We start from the raw sequence: 21,886 nt of genomic DNA, 5'->3' as shown, positions 1-21,886 counted from the left end.
GCAGTCTATATCTTTTGTCTCTAAAGCAATCAAGTTTCGGTGGGGAAAAGCCACGGTTCATCCCCAATTTTTGGCAAATGAACTTTAGAATCATTCATTTGTTTTCTTATTCTTTCCTGGTTTTGCAGACAAATGCATATCCGACAGATATTATGTTAAAATCTAAGGTGAGCACAATTTGAAAAAATACAATTCTTTACACATCGTAAGCGGTTTCATATAATGGAAGTAGAAAGAGCAATGCAGGAGGGCGAATATGGGACAAATTAAAGAAGGTACATTATTATGGGAGCCGGACGAAAAGCGGAAACAACAATCCAATATCTATGATTATATGAAATGGTTAAAACAGCAAAAAAATCTTCGTTTTGATGATTACCATTCCCTATGGCAATGGTCTACTGATAATCTAGAAGATTTTTGGGAATCCCTTTGGCATTATTTTAATATCCAATCAGAACAGACTTATGAAACTGTATTAACATCACATCAAATGCCAGGCGCAAAATGGTTTCCCGAAGCAAGTATTAACTATACAGAACATGTCTTCAGGGACAGGGACGCAAACAAACCAGCCATTATTCATGCCTCGGAAACACGGCAGACAGATGAAATAACTTGGAGCACACTTTACCGGAAAACAGCAGCATTACAACAAACATTACGTGGACTCGGTGTCGAAAAAGGAGATCGTGTTGTTGCCTACATACCAAATATTTATGAAGCTGTTGTCGCTTTTCTTGCCACCGCAAGTATTGGCGCCATTTGGTCAAGCGCATCACCGGATTTCGGCACACAAAGTGTTATCGATCGATTTAAACAGATTGAGCCAAAAGTAATGATCACAGTTGATGGCTATCGTTATAACGGCAAAGACTTTGATCGTATCGAAATCGTTGAAAACATCCAATCAGAACTACCAACATTAGAAGCAACAATTGCCATTCCCTATTTGAGTAATCAACCTGATTTCAATGGCGTTAAAAATGCAACACTTTGGGAGGACGCAACGAATTCCAATATAGAAAAGTCGCTAACCTATGAGCATGTGCCATTCAATGATCCCCTATGGGTGCTTTTTTCTTCTGGAACGACAGGTAAGCCAAAGCCAATTGTCCAAAGCCAGGGCGGTATTTTATTAGAACATTTAAAAGCGATGACTTTTCATGTGGATTTAACCGAAGATGACCGCTTTTTCTGGTTTACAACAACGGGCTGGATGATGTGGAATTTCGTTGTTGGTGGACTTCTGACAGGAAGTACCATTGTTTTATATGATGGCAGCCCAGCATATCCGGATAAAAAGATGCTTTGGAAGTTTGCGGAACAAACGAAAATGACCGTTTTCGGAACAAGTGCAAGCTATATCACTTCGTGTATGAAGGATGAACTGAAACCGGGCGAGGAATTTGATCTGAGCCATCTGAAAAATATAAGTTCCACAGGATCACCCCTGCCACCAGAAGGCTTCCAGTGGTGCTATGATAATGTGAAAAAGGATCTCTGGATTGCTTCGGCAAGTGGTGGAACTGATATCTGTACGGCATTTATTTTGGGTGTTCCCATTTTGCCTGTCTATGCAGGTGAATTACAATGTCGGGGGCTTGGTGCCAAAATCGAAAGCTTTAATGACAATGGACAGTCCGAAATCGAAGAAGTGGGGGAATTGGTACTCACAGAGCCATTCCCATCCATGCCGATTTACTTTTGGAATGATGAAGATGGCAGCCGACTACATGAGAGTTATTTCGATATGTTCCCTGGGGTTTGGCGTCATGGAGACTATCTGAAAGTCACCGACCGACATACATGCGTCATTTACGGACGTTCTGATGCAACCATTAATCGTGGGGGCATCCGGATTGGCACAAGTGAAATCTATCGTGCTGTCGATCAGGTGAAAGAAGTGGCTGATAGCTTAATCGTGGACATACCAAAGGGTGACGGTGACTCATTTACACCACTGTTTGTCGTCATGAAGCATGGCTATGAATTAACAGCGGATATTGAGCAGAAGCTCAAAAAGCAGATTCGCACACAATGTTCACCACGTCATGTACCAACAGGATTTTATCAGGTGAAAGATTTACCGAAAACATTAAATGGTAAGAAACTGGAAATTCCAGTCAAAAAGATATTGATGGGAAAATCCATAGATAAAGTGGTTAATAAAGGATCGTTGAGTAACGAGGGATCATTAGACTATTTCGTGGACTTTGCAGAAAACCAAATCTAATCATATGAAAAATAAATTGGCCTTTTCGATAAAAGAAAGGCCAATTTATTTTAAAAATCAGGAATGCAATAGGATATCACCGGAACTTGTCTTCACGTTGATAAGGTTCCCGCCATCACCGATCACGCCAGATAATTCATTTTTTGTCTGTTGGTGCACCTGCATCGGATATTTGTTAATGATTTCTCCTGAATCCGTTTTAACATCAAACGCGACATTCGATGCTTGCCCGTATGCAATGGTGACATCACCACTATGCGCACGAAGATCCAGCATAAATTGGCTAATATGGGAAAGGTTGATATCCCCCGAATTAGTACTTCCTTTCATTTCACCTGTAAATCCCCGAATCACCATATCACCGGAAGTGGTTCTCATCGATACTTGTTCCGTCTTAAAATGTTCCACTTCAATATCTCCGGAAGAAGCATTATATATGGCTTGTTTAACAACGCTATTTTTTACATTGATATCCCCCGAAGATGTTTCCAATTCCATATGGTCCCCCTGCTGATTGGTCAAAACAATATCACCTGAACTTGCTTTACCCATTATATTACCATGAATGGTCTCCATTTCCACATCCCCGGAAGATGTCTCAAATTGAAGTTCATTCAGCTTATTCTTTCTTGCAGTTATATCTCCCGAGGATGCCTTGAAACAAGCCTTGTGGGCCTTTATTTCAAAAATATCCACATCTCCAGAGCCGGATTTTATATGAATAGAATCAGTGATTAACTGCCCGACGGAGATATCTCCCGATCCCGATCGAATCTGCCAACATGCTGCGACATCTGTCGGCACTATAATTTGTAGCTTGCATGGGGGATATTTTCTCTGAAAAAAGAGATGTTCTACTTGGTTTATTACCAATATATCCGCAACCCCATCTGCATGATGTAATTTTAATTCAGGCCCGTCTTCATAGGTTTCCAAGATAATATCAACTACCGGATCATCATGAATCATAATAACCATATCCACATTCGAAGTCTCTGCATTCAATTGCTTTAAATTCACTGCATAAATGGACTCCTGCTGTTTGATCGGCCTTTTTCCTATCACTTGTCTCACCATGGATCCAATCCCCTCTCATTACTTTGTTAATCCTGTTAGCATTTTGATCTAACGCTAGTTTAGTTTAAATAACGATTCAGGTTAACCTACCTTAGGTTGAAATATGATCCGACCAGAGACGGATAAAATAACTCAAACTATCAATTACTCATCACCCGCTTCTGCGTCATTAAACTTGCCCCAACGTAAGCAAAAAAGGCCAGCACAGTAGGCAGGACAACAGAATGCATACCTAATGGTTCTGGATAAAACACATCAAAGAACACATACAATCCTACCCCAACAATCATCGACGCCAGCGCACCATATTTGTTTCCTTTTCTCCAATAAAGCCCCATTACAATCGGCCAAATAAACGCGGCTTCTAAACCACCAAAAGCAAATAAATTTAGCCAAATAATTAACTCAGGTGGGTTTAAAGCCATCAGAAAAACAATGATTCCTAAAACCGCTGTCACACTAATACTAATACGTTTTATTCGTTGATGGGAGGCTTCTGGCTGCATATAGTTCAAATAAACATCTTTAACGATAGATGAACTGACTAATATCAATAACGAATCGACGGTCGACATAATCGCTGCCATTGGTGCCGTTAATACGATACCTGCAAGCCAAGTTGGCAACACCTCCAAAGCAATTAATGGCATCACCTTATCCCCGACTTCAATCCCCGGTAGAATTGGTCGTGCAAGTACACCGATTAAGTGCATATTTAACATAATAAATCCAACTACAATCGTCCCGATAATGATTGCACGATGCATCGACTGCGAATTTTTATAGGACATGGCTCGAACTGCTATTTGCGGCAGGGCTACAACACCAACCCCTACCAATATCCAAAATGAGGAAACATACGTCGGAGTCAGATTTCCTTCTGCACCATATGGCGTAATCAAATTTGGATTTTCCGCATTAAGATCTGCCATAATATTAGATAATCCACCACCCGCAATAATCGTTGCAATCAGCAGTATCAGTGTACCGAGAAACATAATACTACCTTGGATGGCATCCGTTAACGCAACTGCACGAAATCCACCAATCGTTACATAAAATAAAACAGATGCCGCAAAAATAAACAATGCACTCGTATAATTCATACCGGTTAACGATTCAATTAACCGTGCACCACCAATCCATTGTGCCGCCATCGCAGAAAATAAAAATACAATAATACTGATTGCTGAAAACAAGACGACCCACTTGGACTGATATCTTTCCTTTAAAAAATCAACCATTGTTACTGCCTTATATTTTAAGGTCACAATCGCAAACTTTTTCCCCAAAATCATCAAGACAAAATAACCTGTAACAACCTGCGACATTGCTAGTAAAACCCATCCAAGTCCTTCATTGTAAGCAATGCCTGGTCCGCCTATAAAGCTGCTCGCACTTCCATAAGTGGCGGTCATGGTCATCGCTAAGACAAAACCGCCTAGGCTCCGCTCACCAAGAAAATACTCCTGTAAAAAGTTATCGGAAGACTTCACTCGCTTTCCCGCCCAAGCACCAACTAGAAAAATTATAATTAAAAAACCAATTAATGGATATATTGCCTCCCAATTCATTTGCCTTCTCCCTCGTCATCAAAAGGCACATTGACAAAATACTTCGTGACGATGATGGTAACAAGTACTGCCATTACAACAAAACCAAGTACACAACTATAAAAGAACCATGCGGGTAAACCGAAAACATACGTATATTCAGAAGGATCTTTATTCCCTAATCCATAGGCAAAAGCATACCACCAAATAAAGTTAAAAATGACCAGGCCTACGCCAATTAATGCTTCACGGTTCGCGATTTTATTACGATAATCATCTTTATGCATCACAATGACCCCTTTCTTTTGTATTTCTACGCTTGCAACTAATATACCGCAAAGCAAAAGCATAGTAAATATTTGGATATACCAAACAAAAAGAAAAGGGATTCAGTCTCAAATAGAGACCAAAACCCTTTTCCTTTAACACCATTCATTCATTAACGAACACCTTTCATAAACCTTTGGATGAATGGCGCAGTTACAAATAGTAATATGGCTAGGAAGATTGAAAAGCCACCAATTACACCAAAATATACCACTTCTGTTTCTGGCTTGTATAATTTTACAAGTTGCGCATTGATTGCCTGTGCAGAAGCGTTTGATAAGAACCACAGACTCATCGTCTGGGCAGAAAACGCCGCTGGTGCAAGTTTTGTTGTCGCCGATAGTCCGACCGGTGACAAGCATAATTCACCAATGACAACAAGTAGGAAACTTAGTACAAGCCAAATTGGACTTACGAGTGTATCTGTTCCATTCATTGTTGCAGGAATAATCATGATTAGGAATGAGAGCCCAGCGAAAAGCAAACCAAAGGAGAATTTCCTTGAAGTTGATGGCTGACGCTCACCCATTTTAACCCATAAACCAGCGAATACTGGTGCTAACACGATAATAAACAATGGATTCAAAGATTGGAACCAGGAAGATTTGAGGGTTATTCCCCAAATACTTAGTTGTGTACGTTTATCCGCATATTCCGCTAGAATAATCGAACCTTGCTCCTGAATGGCCCAAAACATGATTGCCGCTATAAACAGCGGGATATATGCAAGCAAACGTGAACGCTCATCCGCATCGGTTTTCGGACTGCGATACATTACGAAAAAGTAAGCAGCTGGAATAAGAACACCCAATATACTAACCACATAGGTAAAGCTGTTCATCGTCAACCAACCTATACGTATCGTTATCGCCGCTATTACAACAATAATCAGTGCTCCAATGAGAAAACGTGTATATACTTTTCTCTTCTCATCATGCTCAAGTGGGTTTGGCACATATGTACCTGCCAGACCAAGATATTTCTTACGTGTAACAAGAAATACAATCAAGCCAAGGAACATTCCAATCGCCGCAATACCAAAGCCAAGATGGTAATTATAGCTTTGACCAAGTGTACCTACGATAAATGGAGCAATAAATGCACCCATATTGATTCCCATATAAAAAATACTAAATCCGGAATCGCGTCGCATATCTTTCGGACTATACAAATCTCCAACAATATTGGAAACATTTGGTTTTAGTAATCCCGTACCTATAATAATAAGGAACATCGAAATAAAGAAACCTGTTGTTCCTGCTGGTAAAGCCAAAGCAATATGACCAAGCATAATGAATACGCCACCGTAAAAAACGGTTTTCTGTGCACCTATTAAACGATCAGCAATCCACCCACCGATAATACCTGACATATATACCAACGACCCGTATATAGCCATAATCGATTTGGCGGTACCATCGTCCATACCTAAGCCACCGTCAGCTATTTCATTGTACATATAGTATAAAAGCAAAGCGCGCATTCCATAATAAGAAAAACGCTCCCAGAACTCCGTAAAGAATAGGGTAAATAAGCCTTTAGGCTGTCCAAAAAATCCTTTCTGCGGGACACTTTGAACAATCTTTTCTTTATCAATTGTTGCCATGCTGTAAATTCTTCCTCTCTCTTCAGAAAAGACTGATAATATATTTTATAGAATATCTAAATTTTATTATTAACACAAAGAGAAGTCAAACGTCGAAAAATAGCAAATTGTAAAAATCCAAATGGTGTTTCATTATGTATGTGACAGTCCAAAAATCCCGCATTTTGATTCATCAATGAATAATCGTTATAATATAAGGGTTAGCCTATTTTTATTACGAATGAGGTGATATTAGATTGCTATATATCATTGGTGCAATTGTGTTATGCTCCCTTTTTTATTACTTTATTAACAGAAGATTTATCTATATTGATACCGTATCAACCGCTATTGTGATGGCAATTGGTGTATTCAGCGTTAATGTTGCGCCCCAATTTGCTATAAGCAGTATATGGCTCAAATGGATCGCATTTATAGCAATAACCATCTGGGCTTTTTTTATGACTTCCTATATTTTTTCATTCATCACAAAGGATTTTAAATCCTTACACTATGAAAATATCATTGGACGATTCCGTATTGGTACATGGGTAGCCAGTACATCCGTTACCGTGATCATTCTCAGTAACTATTTTCCAATGTTCAGGCGGATTATCTTGCCACTTGTCATCTTGAATACATTATTATGGTTGTTCTTTTTCTTTATATCCATTAAAGGTATCCTGTCTATTCTTAAAGATAAGCACGTTAAAAACGTGAATGGCATCTTATTTTTAACAACCGTTAGTACACAATCTTTGCTACTTATGTATAACAATGTCTGGGACGGGTTTTATCAGTTTCTTTATATCAATGAGCTGCTGATCACTATTGGTTTCCTGTTTTATTTCGTATGTATCACACTGATCATCAATCGCTATACCAAGTATCACTGGAGTTTGATTAACGATTGGAAGGCACCTAATTGTATGTTCCATGGGGCATTATCCATCCTCGGATCAGCTGCTATTATTTCAGAATCACTAAATTACGAAATGGTACTGATTCTATGGACGATTGTGGTTATTATCTTTGTTGCAAATGAAATAATGGAAGTCGTTCGTGGCGTGCTTCGAACAAAAGCCTATGGATTTATCGAAGCGTTATGCGTATACCATCCGTCGCAATGGTCAAGGATTTTTACCTTTTGCATGTTTTATACGTTCACGTTTAAGCTTCACACAATTGATATTGTGCCGACTGTCTGGATAGCCAATAGTCAGCAAGCCATTCTTCTAGCGGGTAAATGGATTATTGCAATAATTTTAATCATTGAAATTGGTTTGCTTATTCGCGCACAATTGCCGACCCCAAAGCAATTTGATCCAATTTATTCCAATAAACTTTCCGAAGAAGCAAAATAAAAGGATTCAGCCACATCACATGACTGAATCCTTTTTCCACTTCTAAGACTTTATGAATCTAATAACCAACGGGAATTGGTATCTCTCTCCCTGATAGGATTTGACTGCTGCGATAATCGTAAACACAGTTAACATAATTCCCACTACGAAGATCAGGACAAATCCAATTAGTACTATCATTAGAATAGTGCTCACAATTGAGTAAATAGCATAAGAAACAATAAAGTTAAAATATTCCTTTCCATGATAATCAATAAACTCAGATTCTTCCCGTTTCAACAGCCATATAACTAAAGGGCCTAAAACAGGAAATGGAAAGCTAAGCACGTAAATCAGCATAGAAAATAAACGCTCATCATTCGTTGGCACGTTATCACTCCTTTTCTGGATGTATATTCTATTTATACCAGAAAAGTCGTTGTTTGTGAATGTATTGTGAATTTTTTATGAACCTATTTTTAATATTGGGCATTGATTGCTTGATAATAAACTTAAAAAGGGATATAATGAATCTCGGTTAAGTAATTTCACTCCATGGGGCATTAGCTCAGCTGGGAGAGTGCTTGCCTGGCAGGCAAGAGGTCATCGGTTCGAGCCCGATATGCTCCATTAATACAGGAAGGCGTTTAAAACCTTATATCACAAGGGTTTGAGCGCCTTTTATTATTGACACATTAAAAGTCGTACAAGAAGACAGTCACCTTAAAAGCTTACTGAATATCATAACTGCTGGAAATAACTAGTTATAATCCGTTACTGGCCCATACAGAACTTGTACTTGAATTTAGATGGCGATGCGAGTACATTCCTTCATACTGGAATGCACCCTTTTTTCAGACTACAATCTTTCATTTCTAAATATATTCTGCATGCCCAGTAAGATAAAATGGGAAGAATCTTAATTGTTTCATTTGATTATACAGATGAAACAATTTTTATTCTCCTTGGATTAGACGCGCATTTATTTTAGGTATTAATTGATCGACTTCCCCAATACTATTTATTACAAAATGAGCACCAGCTTCCTTAAACTTTTTAGAAACCTTGTCCATTTTATTAGTAACTATTTTAGGATCAAGTGTGTTCACTTCTGATTCTTTCAGCCCTAATTCACTACTCCCTTTTATTACCCCTACAGTCCAACAGCCTGCGTTAACACCTTCATTTATATCACTTATGGTATCGCCAACTTTTATAATATGTTTCATTGGATATACCCCTAAATTCATGGCATTCTGATAGCACATCCATGGGAAGGGACGTCCGGATGGCACATCTTCTGCTGTAACAATGCCGTCAGGTACATAACCTCTTTTCTTTGCCTCGGGTGCAACAATAGCCATCATTTCAGCAGTATATCCGGTTGTTGAACCAATTTTTATACCCTTTTCCTTTAATCGATTTACTAACTCAACCGCACCTGGTACTGGATCACAGTAATTAGGAAGAATGGAAAATAACATTGGTTCAAAATCTGCATATAAATCATCAATATCACCATCATCCGGAAAACTACCAAATTTATCTTTCCACAAATTTGCAATTCGGTCCATATGGCACATTTCCTTTATATGTTGCCTCTTTTGAAGTCCCATCGGCTCACGTGCTTCTTCAGGCTTTACTTTAATACCCCTTTTTTCAAATATCTCTATAAAAACATCCAGTGGCGCAAAGCACCCATAATCAACTATGGTACCTGCCCAATCAAAAATAACTGCCTCAACTTGTGGTAATCGTCTATTCAATCAAAAAACCTCCTTTATTTAATAAAAACAATTTCATTTAGATTTATTGTTCAGTTTATTCAACTTAAAGTAACGAAATTCAATTTAGAAAACCTTGTCTCTTGCCAACTTTATAAGTGTGCCTAAATTTCACTTATAAAGTAGATAGGCTTGATCCTTTCCTATGCCCCAATAACAGCTTTGTTTAATTGACGCTAATAAGTTTTCCACGTCAGTGGCATGTACATCGCCAATATTTCCAATTCTAAATGTATTTAAATGTGTCACTTTTCCAGGATAGATAACAAAACCCTTATCCTTCATTTTGCTATAAAATAAACGAAAATCAAAATCCTTATGATCAGGATAATAGAATGGTGTGATAATTGGCGATTGATCCGCTTCAGGGAGTAATGGTTTAAAATGAAGCTTTTTCATCCCTTCAACGAGTGTTCTTTGGTTTTCCGCATATCTTTTTGCTCGGAATTTGATTCCTCCTTCTTCCTCTAATTCCTCTAACGCTTGATAAAATGCATGCACAACATGAGTTGGGGATGTGAAGCGCCATTTTCCATTATTGCTTTCCATTACCTTCCATTGATCATACAAATCTAGTGACAATGATCTGGCATTCTTACTGCACTTTTCAATTTCCCTAATTTTAGCAATGATAAAACCAAACCCCGGAACACCTTGAATGCATTTATTGGCGCTACTAATAAGATAATCTACTTGGAGTTCATCTATGTCCATTTCGACTCCACCAAAACTACTCATTGCATCAAGAATAAAAATTCGATGGTGTTTTTTTATGATTTCACTAATTTTTTCGATAGGATTTAACATTCCAGTTGTTGTTTCACAATGAACAACTGCAACATGCGTAATATCTTGGTCAGTTTCTAAAGTCTTATCTAACCTATCTAAATCCGGAGGTAAAATTTCACCTCTATCTAAAACCGTAGTATTAATGGCAAGTTTGTTAGCAATATCTGCGATCCTCCGGCCGTAGGCTCCATTTACCAGCACCAATAGTTTTCCATCCTTTGGAATCGTTGTTCCAATTACAGCTTCCACACTAAAGGTTCCACTACCTTGCATAAGTACTGTTGAATATTTCTCCGGTGATTTGGTTGCAAGTTGGACAAGTTTCTGCCTAATATTTTGAACCAGATTGTTATAATCATCATCCCATGTACACCAATCTTTCATCATCGCTAACTTTACTGTTTGAGATGTCGTTAACGGTCCTGGAGTTAGTAATAAATATGGATTATCCGGTATTTCGTTTATGTTCATTTAATATCCCTCGCTTTTTTATTATAAAATCTTATACTATAAATCCTGTAGATTCAAAAGCACCTTTTACAATAGAATTTAGCTAACTATATATCTCACTCGACTCAAGATATACCCTTTTTTGTTTCTTGTATTCATTCATTCTTCTTCGTATTAAACTGTTACTAATCAATGCTATTACACCTAGCAAAATGAGGTAGATAGCAACTGGTAACCATGAATTGAATCTATTAATAAGATAAGTAGAAAGTAACGGGACTGTTCCACCAAATATAGCAGCACCTAACTGATAACCTAAGGAGATGCCTGTATACCTAATTTCAGGTTTGTATACTTCAACGAACATCGTACCTAGCACTGCTGTAATAATCGACCAGATTGCAAAACCAACCATAACAGCAACTGTTAAGACAAATATTGATTTTAACGAGAGCAACATAAAAAACGGAATGATGAAAATCATTACTGCCCACGTTCCAAAGGTAAACACTTTTCTTGTGCCTACACGGTCTGCTAGCCTACCTGCAATTGGTATGATCAAAATAGAAACAAGCGTACCTATCGTTACCGCCATTAAAACTGGGTTCTCTGGCATATCCAATGTATTCGTTGCATACGAAATCCCGAAAGTAGCGAACAAATAAAAAGGTGCTGTTTCAATTCCTTTGACGCCAGCTGTTAATAGAACATCTTTCCAGTGATGTTTTAATACATCTGAGATAGGTAATTTAGATACATTACCTTCAGCTTTTGTTTTTTCAAAGTCTGGTGTTTCAGCTAGACCACTTCGTATCCATAAGCCAACTACTACTAAAACCAAGCTTGCAACAAACGGCACTCGCCACCCCCACGAAAGAAATGAAGTATCTGGTAGCAATGTTGCTATAGCCATCGTTGCGGTCGCAAGCACCATGCCAATGGCCGCTCCCATCATTGGAATACTTCCAGCAAAACCTCGTTTATTTTCATCCGCATATTCAACCGAAAGGAGTACTGCTCCTCCCCACTCACCACCGACAGCAATTCCTTGAATTAATCTTAAACTAACAAGGAAAATCGGTGCCCATATCCCGATACTATTGTAGGTGGGTAATACGCCAATCAAAGCGGTAGATACACCCATAATTCCCAATGTTAGAATTAAAGTTGTTTTCCTACCTACCCGGTCTCCAATATGGCTAAATATAATGCCACCCAACGGCCGAAAAAAATATGGAATTCCGAAAGAAGCTAAAGCAATTAAAAGTCCCATCGTCGGATCAAAATTCGTAAAAAAGACCTTGTTAAAAACTAACGTAGCGACTGTACCGTATAATAGATAGTCATAATACTCTATAGAAGCACCTATCAAACTAGCAATTGCTGCTTTTCTTTGAACCTTTTTTGAATGCACTACTTTCGACATTTACTTTACTCCTTTCTTTGTTATCGAATTCTTATCTCTTTACAATACATATTTTACCAGCCAATTATTGAGTCAGTATTAACCCAATGTAAAAGAATCGTAAAGATTGGTTTTTCTCAGGACAAATAAAAAAGCTGCATGCTTTGTTACGCATACAGCTTTTTATCACTACATTTCATTGTTTAGATTTGCTTAATCATTGATACGGGACTTCCTTGCTATTCTCATACTTATATTCCTCAATCATCCATCTCCCGTTTTTTAAAGACAATTACAGTTATTACCGCAGCCACAACAAACCAAGCAAAAATAATAGCCAAATGTATCCATATACTTCCAATACCAGCACCTGATTCTACCTTATTCGCTAAATCTATCAGCTGCAGATTGGGTAAGTAAGTTGTAAAAGTTAGCACTGGGTATTTATCAATGATTAGCTCTAGAAACGAACCGAAACCAAAAATAAACATAGCAGGCAGCATAATGACCGATGCTTCAATCACCGATCTAGATAACAGTCCCAGCAGCGTACCTAAAGCAAGATAAAAAAGGGCCGAGATAATCATGCCGAGGACAATCCATGTAGGCTGAGCTGGTTCATAGCCAAGAATTTTCACGCACAAGAATAGGGTAACAAGCGTCAAAAGAAAACTGACTAGACTTTTACCGCCAAGAATTTCGGGTAACGTTGCAGGTGATAACATTAACCCACGTAATGTGTTCTTTTCTTTCTCTTCGGCGATCATCGCGCTTTGGATAAAAAACGTAACCGCTACGAAAGTCAAATTAATAATTAAAAAATGCGTCTCTATTGAAATAATATCCATTTTCCGATAAAAGATCGCTAGTATAAATGGTAGGATTAGCGTTGTTGATACATACATATTCTTTGATAAATCCTTTAAATCCTTTTGAAATATCGCATTCATACGCCTCATTGAAAAATTCATACCAGTTCCCTCCCAGTTATTTTTACAAATATATCGCCTAATGTTGGTTCATTTGAATGAATCGATACAACTTGACCTGCAGCCATGTATTCATAGATTTTTTGTGCACCTGTTGCGTCTCCAGACAGCATGATTTCGCGCCCATCCTTTAATTCCAAGCATATAGATGCATCAGAGAATTGCTGGCGAAGTGTTTTCGGCTGATCCAATAACTGAATCTCCCCCTTGTGCAGGAAAGCAACACGGTCACATAACAACTCCGCTTCACTCATATTGTGTGTGGTAAGAAATATAGTTGTTCCTTTTTCTTTTAATGCACGTAACCCGTCATAAACATGCATAGCGTTTGTCGGATCTAAAGCTGACGTCGGCTCATCTAAGAACAACAATTCTGGTTCATGTAGGAAGGCCCGGGCCAATATTACACGCTGTATCATTCCTTTGGATAACTTGGCAACATTTTTCTTTCCTTCATTCGCCAAATTCACCATATCAAGTACTTCAGTAATTCGCTTCAACGGCAAATCATAAAGCTTACAATACAGTTTTAAATTGTCATGAATCGATAATCGTTGGTATAACCCACTATTATCTGTTAATACACCAAACCTTTTGCGATATTTTCCTTTATTCAAAGCTGAAGTTGGTACATTAAAAACATGCGCTTCTCCGGCTGTCGGGGTGAGTTGGCCCGTTAGAATTTTAATTGTTGTTGTTTTTCCCGATCCACTCGGCCCAAGTAATCCGAATGTCTCTCCTTTTTCCACATGGAAGTTTACATCTTCCAACGCGGTTTGATTTCCAAAAACTTTTGCCAAAGATTTCAGCTCAATCACATTTTCCACATTTATTCCTCCTGGCTGGTTTGTTTTTGCTACACCTCCAGAATAGGATAAATGATGTTTCAGAACAGCATATTTTACATGAAAGGAGCAATTCCAAGGTTGAATAGCGTTATTACAGACCCAGCATCTCCTTTAGTTGTACCATTTTTGTCTTTGATAGTGGAATTGAAGACTTTGGCTTATCATCCAAATTCAAACTGTAACTATTTCGTGTCCATGTAATGACTTCCCGAACCTTTTGCAAATTAACAATATAGGAACGATGGCACCTAAAAAAACCATAAGGCTTCAATCGCTTTTCTAGTTCATTCAAAGTGAATACGCAGGGGAAAACTTCTCCCTTAATATAAAGGTTTGATTGCCCATCATGGGATTCAATATAATCTATTTCTGGTGGTTCAAACAAAACCAATTTTTCATTAACCCTTGTAGGTATCTTATTAAACTGGATGGAGGGATTGGTCATGGCTTCTGTTTGTATAGACTCTTTCTCCTGCGTTTCTCTGGTATCCAATTCAATTGTATGTAATCCATTATTATCCAAACGATAAACAGACTCTGCAACTGTGATTGCACTTTCCATATTTCCCGTTAGAACGATCACACTTTTTCCCTTCTGCTGCAACGTTTTTATAATGGTTAAAAAGATTCGTTTTGTTTCAACGTCAATATTCAAATCAGGTTCTTCAAAAACGAACAATGAGGGATTCTGAAACAAAATCCTAGCAAATTGAACCCTTCTTTTTTCAGAATTCGTTAATCTACTTAATCTAGTATGTTTCTTTGCCTCCAACTGGGTAATCTTTAACATTTGATCAAACGTTTGATTAGAAATATACAATCCTTTATAAAATTTGAAATGGTCTTGAACGGTTAATCGTTCATACATGCCTTCATCAAAAAACAACACACCGACTTCTTTGAAAAATGTCTGTTTATTTTTGGAAATACATGCTCCTTTTACAATCAATTCACCGCCCATAATCGATGTTTTTCCAATGAACATATTTAAAAGGATTTGGCGTACATTTAGCGTAGAATAAATGGCGGTTACTTCCTTTTCAGCTACGTCTAAACTAAAAGCAGGAAATAAAATGGTATCTCCATCGTTTTTCTCTATATTTATCATTGATAATACGGCCATCTTTTATCTCTCCATCTTTCATTTTAAATTTATCGCAGTTGGCGGGCAGTACCCCCCATAGAAGTTTCACTTTATGTAAAATTCCGCTGACGATTCGAGTGAAAATATGTCGATATTTCCCGGGAAATGATGATATCTATCACAGGAAATATATATGTATATCCTAGTTATAACACAAACTAAGGTGACTTTTGCGGATTTTCAAAATAATTAACCTGAATCTCATGACAAAAGGTCATTCTTTTGTTATGGTTAATATACCAAGCAAATGAATATATCAATAACTACTAGGGGTGCCTGAACAAACGGGCTGAGAGGAAAGCGTCTGAAGCTTTCCGACTCTTACGGACCTGATCTGGTTAATGCCAGCGGAGGGAAGTAGTCGGACAATACGTCTATCTATTTCAGCCTATCGAAGTCAGGTCCTTACAATGGATCTGGCTTTTTTTGCATTTCGAAAAAAGGAGGTTACTTTTGAATCGCACACGTTTACTAACAACCATGGCCGCTTTCATAGCGATCGGAACCATCGGATCCCAATTGCTTTGGTTTCCGGCTGGTGTGGCAAAGGCTTATCCTGTGCAACATACTGTTAACGTGATGGCAGCGGTAATCCTTGGACCGGGTCCAGCTGTTATTATCGCCTTTATGATTGGTTTATTACGAAATATGCTTGGTTTTGGTACATTAATCGCATTTCCAGGGGGTATGATTGGAGCCTTTCTGGCAGGATTTTTGTTCCGAAAGTTCGGTAAACCATTCTGGGCAGCTATTGGTGAAGTATTTGGTACTGGTATCATTGGATCACTGTTTTCCGTTCCCTTTGCAAAAATCATATTAGGAAGTTCAGTTGGTGCATTATTTTTCATGCCATCGTTTCTAATTAGCAGCATTACCGGTGCATGCATTGCTTTATTTATCGTGTCACGCGTCACGATTGACAAACACATTAAAATTTAACACGAATCTACTAGGGGCGCCATTGGTGCTGAGATAAGGAGTTTTTCCTTGGTCCCTTGGAACTTGATCTGGGTAATGCCAGCGCAAGGAAGTAGTCGAGGATATCTACATCTATTCGTCTCCTCCCTCTACTTTATTTCCTCTAGTAGCTTCTAAATATTATTAGGAGGCTTTCTTATGACTTTCACAGACCAATTAAGAAAAGAAAGTGACGATGTATTTGAGGCTATTTTCAATCACCCATTTGTACAAGGGATTGGCAAAGGGGATGTGCCCAAAGAAGCATTGGCACATTATATCAAAGCAGATTATGAATATTTAAGTGCATTTATGCATCTTTATGGCATTGCAATTGCAAAATCAGCAACCCGTGACGGAATTGTTTTTTTTAATAAACAAATTGACTTCGTTCTAAATAGTGAGTCACATCCACACCATAACTTTTGTGACCATATTGGCGTAGGTTATGATGAATTACAAGGCTATCCGTTACCGCCTACTGCGGATCATTATGTAAAACATATGATGTATCATGCACACATGGGAAGTTTAGGAGAATTAGTTGCTGCTTTGCTACCATGTCCATGGACATACTTTGAAATCGGTAAAACATTAATGAAACAATATCAACCGAAGGAAGATCACCCTTTCTATCCGTGGATCTCCTTTTATGCTGATCCAGGTATTGTAGAATTGGAAATGCGTAAACAACTAGATGAAATTGCAGAGAATGCAAGTCCATCAGATCTGATAAAAATAAAAGATGCATTTCGTAAAAGCTGTCAGCTGGAGTTAGGTTTTTGGGAGATGTCAATTACTTGTGAAGCATGGCCGTCAGAGAAAAAGGTGATGAGCAAATGACGCATGTAGCATGTGCCCTTACCATTGCCGGAACCGATCCAAGTGGTGGCGCAGGTATCCAAGCAGACTTAAAAACATTTCAGGAACTTAAAAGCTATGGTATGTCAGTGATTACCTCTGTTGTTGCTCAAAATACTACAGGGGTACAAGACGTACATCACCTTCCGGCTGAGATGATCGAACAGCAACTTGATTCCGTATTTACCGATATGCCGGTCCATGCTTTTAAAACCGGCATGATTGCTAATAAGGATATGATGAAAGTAATCGGAGAAAAAGTGGTGAATCAAAAGGCCCCTTTCGTTATGGATCCTGTCATGGTTGCCACAAGTGGTGATCCTTTAATTGCAGCGAACGCACGTGATTATTTACGTGAGCAGCTTCTTCCATTAACAACATTGGTTACGCCAAACATTCCGGAGGCAGCATACCTTACTGGAGAAAAGATTGAAAGCTTGAACGATATGGAGCATGCTGCTGAACAAATTGTCGCTGAATATGGTGCGGGAGCTGCACTTGTTAAAGGTGGCCATTTGGAAGGTGATGCCATCGATTTTCTCTATGATGGTAATAAAATCCACACTTTTTCATCTAAACGGATTGACACAAAAAATACCCATGGCACCGGATGTACGTACTCCGCTGCTATTACAGCCTATTTGAGCCAGGGTGTTCCCTTATTGAATGCCGTGAAACATGCGAAGGAATTTGTTACCGCTGCGATCAAAGATTCATTTGAGTTGGGGCATGGAAACGGTCCTACCAACCACTTTGCGACACGCGCACACGAAGAGAAGGTGAAATGATGAATCCAGAAGTCATTCGAAAAGTACGAGAAAATAATCCGCTCATTCACCATTTAACCAACCAAGTGGTAATGAATTTCACTGCAAATGGGTTATTATCCTTTGGCGCTTCGCCTGTAATGGCAAAAGCGGAGGAGGAAGCACACCATATGGCAGCAAATGCAGATGGTGTGCTCATTAATATCGGAACATTGACAGCGGCGGAGCTTCAGGCAATGATTATTGCTGGTAAAGCTGCCAATGAAAAGGGAATTCCAGTGGTCCTTGATCCAGTTGGTGTAGGTGCTACCCCATTTCGTGCCTCTGCTGTAAATCGAATTTTGAATGAGATACAAATCACTGCCATTAAAGGGAACGCTGGAGAACTGGCAAATCTTGTTGATATTTCTTGGGAAACAAAAGGCGTAGAATCACTTGGGGAAGGAAATGCATCAGAAATTGTCCAACAAGTGGCTAAAACCTTTGACGTGACTGCGATCATTACTGGAAAAACGGATCTAGTTTGTACAGGAGATAAATTGATACAAAATAAGACAGGCCACCCATTCTTATCCAAAGTAACCGGTGCAGGCTGTTTATTGGGATCCATTGTAACCGCCTGCCTGACAACCACTGAATATATAGAGGATCAGGTTTTAACAGCACTGGAATTTTATGGACTTGCCGCTGAACATGCCGCAATGCAAAAGGAAGTAAAAGGAACAGGGACGTTTTTGCCGCATTTTATTGATGCCCTTTCCTTTGATGTCGACAAACTGGAGGGGAGATAGCCAGTGAAACTACCACTACTACGTAAATACTTTATTATGGGTAGCCAAAATTGTGAGACTGATCCAGTAGAAATATTGGAAGATGCTATCGTCGGAGGGATTACTGCCTTCCAATTCCGTGAAAAAGGAGTAAATTCCCTTACAGGGAAAGCAAAGCTCACGCTAGGAAAAAGGCTACGGGAGGTTTGTAGGGATCATCGTATTCCCTTTTTCATTAACGATGATATAGACCTTGTGGAGCCTTTACATGTTGATGGCATCCATGTTGGACAGGATGATGTGTCTGTCAAAGAACTTCGCAGGCTTTATCCAAATCTGTTGATTGGGCTATCTATTTCAAACGAGCAGGAGCTATTCAATAGCCCACTTTCTATTGTTGACTATATCGGAGCAGGACCTATTTTCGATACAAATTCAAAGGACGACGCAAAGAAAGCTGTCGGCGTGCAATGGATTGAAACAGTACGAAGAGCGTATCCCGAGTTACCCATCGTAGGAATAGGTGGCATCAATACGGAAAATGCCGCATTGGTAATTGAAGCTGGTGCGGATGGCGTATCAGTAATCTCTGCGATAACAAAAGCCGAAAACATAGCGGAAGCTGTAAAGGCATTGTAGAGAAGTCTTGACAGCCTCGGATATAAAAAGATACAAAATAAAAAGAGCTTTCATCCGTTTGGTTTCTATCCATCGATGAAAGCTCTCCATATTTGTTTTGATACATTGTTTCCTTTTTTGTTTTGCTTCTTCTTGTACTTAAATCAGCCAATGCATATATTCCTCTATTTATTGCAGGGTCTATCCTGCCCTCTCTGACACGCTTTTCTCTCGTTTTTCTGGCTCTGCTTTTCGCCATAAGAATCACTCCTTTAGTTATTAGTATTATACCTCATATCAATATATAGTATATATGTTTTTTTATGGCTGTTATAGTAATCCCTAAAATTTCGATTCCAAAGCTGTCAATCACCCTGAAGTTGGATAACTATTCAATGTTGATAATGCATGCGCTACCTTCTGTGCGAAATTCAATGGCGGTTCAACGGACTGGATATGAATGTACATGATTGTTGGGTTTGTATACAACCAATGATTATGCAGGGCACTGACAATAATCCCCTGCTGAACAACTGCATACATAAACCTGGGGATCTCCTCCTCTAAAATAGCAATTTCCCCCATGTTTAAAGCATTTCCTTTTTCATCCAACGATTCAAACCAGACACCGACTGGAACTATCGACGTACTCTGTTTCCCCTGAACAGTAACATGGATTTTTCGATGTAAAGATACCGTACAAACACCGTTGCTGATCGAACCTTTTCCATGAAGTATGTTAGCAAATTGTTCACAGAGATTCAAATGATTACTCATAAATCATCCCCCCTATTATAGAGGATATTTATGTGATCTCACGTTAAAGTATGCGCATCAGGCTATTTATCAATTAGAAATACATATTCACTAATTAATATCACCAGAAACGATGCAACACATGTACTTTTAAGTATTGGTATTGTTGTCCTTTATTTCACATATACATTACTAAGATTCACTTTTACAGGATTGGATCACCCTGATATGGCAAATAGAAACACATTCAAAGCAAAACGCCATGAAGCGCTGGTGTATGCAGTAAGAAAGTTTTATAGGTTTCCTATCTGTTAAATAATCAAGTCCATCCATAGGGAAACGTTTGAAATTATCCGTCAATACTGGAATAATGATGGGAGATTAAGAGAAATGGAGGTTATATCATATGAAACGTACAGGTGAAATCGTACTTGGTGTCATTGGCGCAATCTTTTATGGCTTAGGAGCACTCTTTGGTGTCATCATGCTTTTTCTAAAAAATCAACAGGATTTTCTCAGAGAAATTTATGAGGATCCTGAGTTTGCTGATGTATTTGACTTTAATTCCCTCGTTAACTCCTTGGCAGCTGGCGGATGGACACTCATTATTACGTCCCTGATCGCACTTATATTAGGTATTATCGCGATTGTTTTCATTAAAGGAAATAAGAAACCCAAAGCGGCAGGAATTATCTTTATTGTAACAGCTGTTGTAATTACTATTGTTACTTTCGGTGCAGCCATTTTACCAGGAATTTTCTTCTTAATCGCTGGCATTATGTGTCTTGTAAGAAAACCGCAAACCGTTATCTAAACAACAAGGAGGCAGTTACAAGATGTAAACTGCCTCCCTATTTGTGCTAGCCAACTTTAAAGTTACTTCTTATGTCGATCTGCATAAATGGCCATCGCGTCCCGCATAAATACGGACAACCCTTCGCCAAATTGATCAATATTTTTAGTGAAACGTTCATCATCTACATACATTTGGCCAAGCCCTTTAAACGCATCAAGTGAATAGTTGCCAATTTTGTTTAAAAAGTCATACCATACTTTAATACCCGCTTGCGCTACATCTGATTCAGGAACTTCATGGCGAATCGAGGCTAAATCACGATAAATACCATTAAATTCTGCTCCATATGCTTTTTTCCCGTCTTTGGATAAGCTTCTCATTTTAGCATTTGATTCATCAACCGCTTTGTCTCCCCAACGTTCACGTGCTTCTTGCTCGTATGGGTTATGACTGAAGTCAAAGCCTACGAACTTTTCCTTATCTGTCATTTTAATTTCTCCTTTCTTGTGTTCAATTGTTTTATCAATCGTCTGGATCATTTGATCAAGCTGACCGCGCTTCTTAAGGAGCATATTTCGATGCAATATGAGCGCTTCTTCCTGGTCAAAAGCGGGACTATTGATAATTTCCTTTATCTGTTTCAAAGGGAAGTCCAGTTCTCTAAAAAATAAAATTTGCTGTAATGTTTCCAGGTCATCACCGGAATAGATCCGGTATCCGGACTCGGTTGTTTCCGCTGGTGTCAACAATCCGATAGCATCATAATGATGCAGTGTTCGCACACTAATACCAACTAAATCAGCTACTTCTTTTACTTTCATGATCCGTTCC

At 38.7% G+C, this 21,886-nt stretch carries 21 protein-coding genes, 1 tRNA gene and 2 riboswitches; of the genes, 9 read left to right on the top strand and 13 right to left on the bottom strand.

The window, feature by feature from the left end; translation table 11 throughout:
- Nucleotides 1–256: 256 nt before the first annotated feature.
- Nucleotides 257–2,236: an acetoacetate--CoA ligase gene (locus tag JOC34_RS09985; RefSeq protein WP_205136607.1), complete on the top strand. Its 1,980-nt coding sequence runs from the start codon at nt 257–259 to the stop codon at nt 2,234–2,236.
- A 57-nt stretch (nt 2,237–2,293) separates the two neighbouring features.
- Here JOC34_RS09985 and JOC34_RS09980 read toward each other — a convergent pair whose 3' ends face one another.
- From JOC34_RS09980 to JOC34_RS09965, 4 genes are all read right to left on the bottom strand, one after another.
- Nucleotides 2,294–3,313, bottom strand: coding sequence for a DUF4097 family beta strand repeat-containing protein (locus JOC34_RS09980; protein ID WP_205136606.1), 1,020 nt, complete (start codon nt 3,311–3,313; stop codon nt 2,294–2,296).
- Between the two features lie 140 nt (nt 3,314–3,453).
- Complete coding sequence (gene panF / locus JOC34_RS09975) at nt 3,454–4,887, bottom strand: sodium/pantothenate symporter (RefSeq protein ID WP_205136605.1); 1,434 nt, start codon at nt 4,885–4,887, stop codon at nt 3,454–3,456.
- The gene (locus JOC34_RS09970; protein ID WP_205136604.1) at nt 4,884–5,153 is read right to left on the bottom strand and encodes a YhdT family protein; all 270 of its coding nucleotides are present in this window, start codon (nt 5,151–5,153) and stop codon (nt 4,884–4,886) included. Before JOC34_RS09970 ends, panF begins: the two co-directional genes overlap by 4 nt.
- 152 nt (nt 5,154–5,305) lie before the next feature.
- Nucleotides 5,306–6,799, bottom strand: a complete 1,494-nt coding sequence (locus tag JOC34_RS09965) for a peptide MFS transporter (protein ID WP_205136603.1) — start codon at nt 6,797–6,799, stop codon at nt 5,306–5,308.
- A 236-nt stretch (nt 6,800–7,035) separates the two neighbouring features.
- Between JOC34_RS09965 and JOC34_RS09960 the strand changes: the two genes are divergently transcribed.
- Nucleotides 7,036–8,142: a hypothetical protein gene (locus JOC34_RS09960; RefSeq protein ID WP_205136602.1), complete on the top strand. Its 1,107-nt coding sequence runs from the start codon at nt 7,036–7,038 to the stop codon at nt 8,140–8,142.
- 42 nt (nt 8,143–8,184) lie between these two features.
- Here JOC34_RS09960 and JOC34_RS09955 read toward each other — a convergent pair whose 3' ends face one another.
- The gene (locus tag JOC34_RS09955) at nt 8,185–8,511 is read right to left on the bottom strand and encodes a DUF4870 domain-containing protein (RefSeq protein WP_338062662.1); all 327 of its coding nucleotides are present in this window, start codon (nt 8,509–8,511) and stop codon (nt 8,185–8,187) included.
- A gap of 167 nt (nt 8,512–8,678) precedes the next feature.
- Here JOC34_RS09955 and JOC34_RS09950 point away from each other — a divergent pair.
- Nucleotides 8,679–8,751: transfer RNA gene (locus JOC34_RS09950), tRNA-Ala, on the top strand.
- A gap of 326 nt (nt 8,752–9,077) precedes the next feature.
- On the opposite strand, the gene phnX is transcribed toward JOC34_RS09950, so the two are convergent.
- From phnX to JOC34_RS09920, 6 genes are all read right to left on the bottom strand, one after another.
- Nucleotides 9,078–9,887: a phosphonoacetaldehyde hydrolase gene (gene phnX / locus JOC34_RS09945; RefSeq protein WP_205136601.1), complete on the bottom strand. Its 810-nt coding sequence runs from the start codon at nt 9,885–9,887 to the stop codon at nt 9,078–9,080.
- Nucleotides 9,888–10,016: 129 nt separating this feature from the next.
- Nucleotides 10,017–11,150, bottom strand: a complete 1,134-nt coding sequence (gene phnW, locus JOC34_RS09940) for a 2-aminoethylphosphonate--pyruvate transaminase (RefSeq protein ID WP_205136834.1) — start codon at nt 11,148–11,150, stop codon at nt 10,017–10,019.
- A 97-nt stretch (nt 11,151–11,247) separates the two neighbouring features.
- On the bottom strand, nt 11,248–12,570 hold the full coding sequence (locus tag JOC34_RS09935) for an MFS transporter (protein WP_205136600.1): 1,323 nt from the start codon (nt 12,568–12,570) through the stop codon (nt 11,248–11,250).
- A 239-nt stretch (nt 12,571–12,809) separates the two neighbouring features.
- Nucleotides 12,810–13,520, bottom strand: a complete 711-nt coding sequence (locus JOC34_RS09930; protein ID WP_205136599.1) for an ABC transporter permease — start codon at nt 13,518–13,520, stop codon at nt 12,810–12,812.
- Nucleotides 13,517–14,365, bottom strand: coding sequence for an ATP-binding cassette domain-containing protein (locus JOC34_RS09925; protein WP_205136598.1), 849 nt, complete (start codon nt 14,363–14,365; stop codon nt 13,517–13,519). Before JOC34_RS09925 ends, JOC34_RS09930 begins: the two co-directional genes overlap by 4 nt.
- Nucleotides 14,366–14,477: 112 nt before the next feature.
- Complete coding sequence (locus JOC34_RS09920; protein WP_205136597.1) at nt 14,478–15,509, bottom strand: LytTR family transcriptional regulator DNA-binding domain-containing protein; 1,032 nt, start codon at nt 15,507–15,509, stop codon at nt 14,478–14,480.
- A 279-nt stretch (nt 15,510–15,788) separates the two neighbouring features.
- Nucleotides 15,789–15,903, top strand: a riboswitch (TPP riboswitch).
- Between the two features lie 80 nt (nt 15,904–15,983).
- On the opposite strand from JOC34_RS09920, the gene thiW reads away from it, so the two are divergent.
- The 5 genes from thiW to thiE all read left to right on the top strand — a co-directional run bounded on the left by thiW (nt 15,984) and on the right by thiE (nt 19,524).
- A complete protein-coding gene (gene thiW, locus JOC34_RS09915; protein ID WP_205136596.1) occupies nt 15,984–16,469 on the top strand; it encodes an energy coupling factor transporter S component ThiW in 486 nt (161 codons plus the stop codon).
- 2 nt (nt 16,470–16,471) lie between these two features.
- A riboswitch (TPP riboswitch) is annotated at nt 16,472–16,576 on the top strand.
- 70 nt (nt 16,577–16,646) lie between these two features.
- Nucleotides 16,647–17,330 (top strand): thiaminase II, encoded by a 684-nt coding sequence (gene tenA / locus JOC34_RS09910; RefSeq protein WP_205136595.1) that lies wholly within the window; start codon nt 16,647–16,649, stop codon nt 17,328–17,330.
- Entirely contained in the window at nt 17,327–18,136 is an 810-nt protein-coding gene (gene thiD / locus JOC34_RS09905; protein ID WP_205136594.1) for a bifunctional hydroxymethylpyrimidine kinase/phosphomethylpyrimidine kinase, read from the top strand. The genes tenA and thiD overlap by 4 nt, the downstream gene beginning before the upstream one ends.
- Nucleotides 18,133–18,906 (top strand): hydroxyethylthiazole kinase, encoded by a 774-nt coding sequence (thiM, locus tag JOC34_RS09900; protein WP_338062661.1) that lies wholly within the window; start codon nt 18,133–18,135, stop codon nt 18,904–18,906. Before thiD ends, thiM begins: the two co-directional genes overlap by 4 nt.
- Before the next feature lie 36 nt (nt 18,907–18,942).
- Nucleotides 18,943–19,524: a thiamine phosphate synthase gene (gene thiE, locus JOC34_RS09895; RefSeq protein ID WP_205136832.1), complete on the top strand. Its 582-nt coding sequence runs from the start codon at nt 18,943–18,945 to the stop codon at nt 19,522–19,524.
- Nucleotides 19,525–19,872: 348 nt separating this feature from the next.
- On the opposite strand, the gene JOC34_RS09890 is transcribed toward thiE, so the two are convergent.
- A complete protein-coding gene (locus JOC34_RS09890; RefSeq protein ID WP_205136593.1) occupies nt 19,873–20,280 on the bottom strand; it encodes a DUF1259 domain-containing protein in 408 nt (135 codons plus the stop codon).
- A gap of 385 nt (nt 20,281–20,665) precedes the next feature.
- On the opposite strand from JOC34_RS09890, the gene JOC34_RS09885 reads away from it, so the two are divergent.
- Nucleotides 20,666–21,073 carry a DUF4064 domain-containing protein gene (locus JOC34_RS09885; RefSeq protein ID WP_205136592.1) on the top strand — a complete coding sequence of 136 codons (408 nt, stop codon included), beginning with the start codon at nt 20,666–20,668 and terminating at the stop codon, nt 21,071–21,073.
- A gap of 62 nt (nt 21,074–21,135) precedes the next feature.
- Here JOC34_RS09885 and JOC34_RS09880 read toward each other — a convergent pair whose 3' ends face one another.
- Nucleotides 21,136–21,876 (bottom strand): MerR family transcriptional regulator, encoded by a 741-nt coding sequence (locus JOC34_RS09880; RefSeq protein ID WP_205136591.1) that lies wholly within the window; start codon nt 21,874–21,876, stop codon nt 21,136–21,138.
- Nucleotides 21,877–21,886: the final 10 nt, after the last annotated feature.

This window comes from Virgibacillus halotolerans (assembly GCF_016908515.1).
GTDB lineage: Bacteria > Bacillota > Bacilli > Bacillales > Amphibacillaceae > Virgibacillus_M > Virgibacillus_M halotolerans.
Note: the sequence above shows the minus strand (reverse complement) of the source record. Positions and strands in the feature narration are given on the sequence as shown.

Excerpts from the sequence above, each read along its gene's own strand:
- JOC34_RS09985 (WP_205136607.1), top strand. The coding sequence starts at position 257 with ATGGGACAAATTAAAGAAGGTACATTATTATGGGAGCCGGACGAAAAG.
- JOC34_RS09980 (WP_205136606.1), bottom strand. The coding sequence starts at position 3,313 with ATGGTGAGACAAGTGATAGGAAAAAGGCCGATCAAACAGCAGGAGTCC.
- panF (WP_205136605.1), bottom strand. The coding sequence starts at position 4,887 with ATGAATTGGGAGGCAATATATCCATTAATTGGTTTTTTAATTATAATT.
- JOC34_RS09970 (WP_205136604.1), bottom strand. The coding sequence starts at position 5,153 with ATGCATAAAGATGATTATCGTAATAAAATCGCGAACCGTGAAGCATTA.
- JOC34_RS09965 (WP_205136603.1), bottom strand. The coding sequence starts at position 6,799 with ATGGCAACAATTGATAAAGAAAAGATTGTTCAAAGTGTCCCGCAGAAA.
- JOC34_RS09935 (WP_205136600.1), bottom strand. The coding sequence starts at position 12,570 with ATGTCGAAAGTAGTGCATTCAAAAAAGGTTCAAAGAAAAGCAGCAATT.
- JOC34_RS09930 (WP_205136599.1), bottom strand. The coding sequence starts at position 13,520 with ATGAATTTTTCAATGAGGCGTATGAATGCGATATTTCAAAAGGATTTA.
- JOC34_RS09920 (WP_205136597.1), bottom strand. The coding sequence starts at position 15,509 with ATGGCCGTATTATCAATGATAAATATAGAGAAAAACGATGGAGATACC.
- tenA (WP_205136595.1), top strand. The coding sequence starts at position 16,647 with ATGACTTTCACAGACCAATTAAGAAAAGAAAGTGACGATGTATTTGAG.
- thiD (WP_205136594.1), top strand. The coding sequence starts at position 17,327 with ATGACGCATGTAGCATGTGCCCTTACCATTGCCGGAACCGATCCAAGT.
- thiM (WP_338062661.1), top strand. The coding sequence starts at position 18,133 with ATGATGAATCCAGAAGTCATTCGAAAAGTACGAGAAAATAATCCGCTC.
- thiE (WP_205136832.1), top strand. The coding sequence starts at position 18,943 with ATGGGTAGCCAAAATTGTGAGACTGATCCAGTAGAAATATTGGAAGAT.
- JOC34_RS09890 (WP_205136593.1), bottom strand. The coding sequence starts at position 20,280 with ATGAGTAATCATTTGAATCTCTGTGAACAATTTGCTAACATACTTCAT.
- JOC34_RS09885 (WP_205136592.1), top strand. The coding sequence starts at position 20,666 with ATGAAACGTACAGGTGAAATCGTACTTGGTGTCATTGGCGCAATCTTT.
- JOC34_RS09880 (WP_205136591.1), bottom strand. The coding sequence starts at position 21,876 with ATGAAAGTAAAAGAAGTAGCTGATTTAGTTGGTATTAGTGTGCGAACA.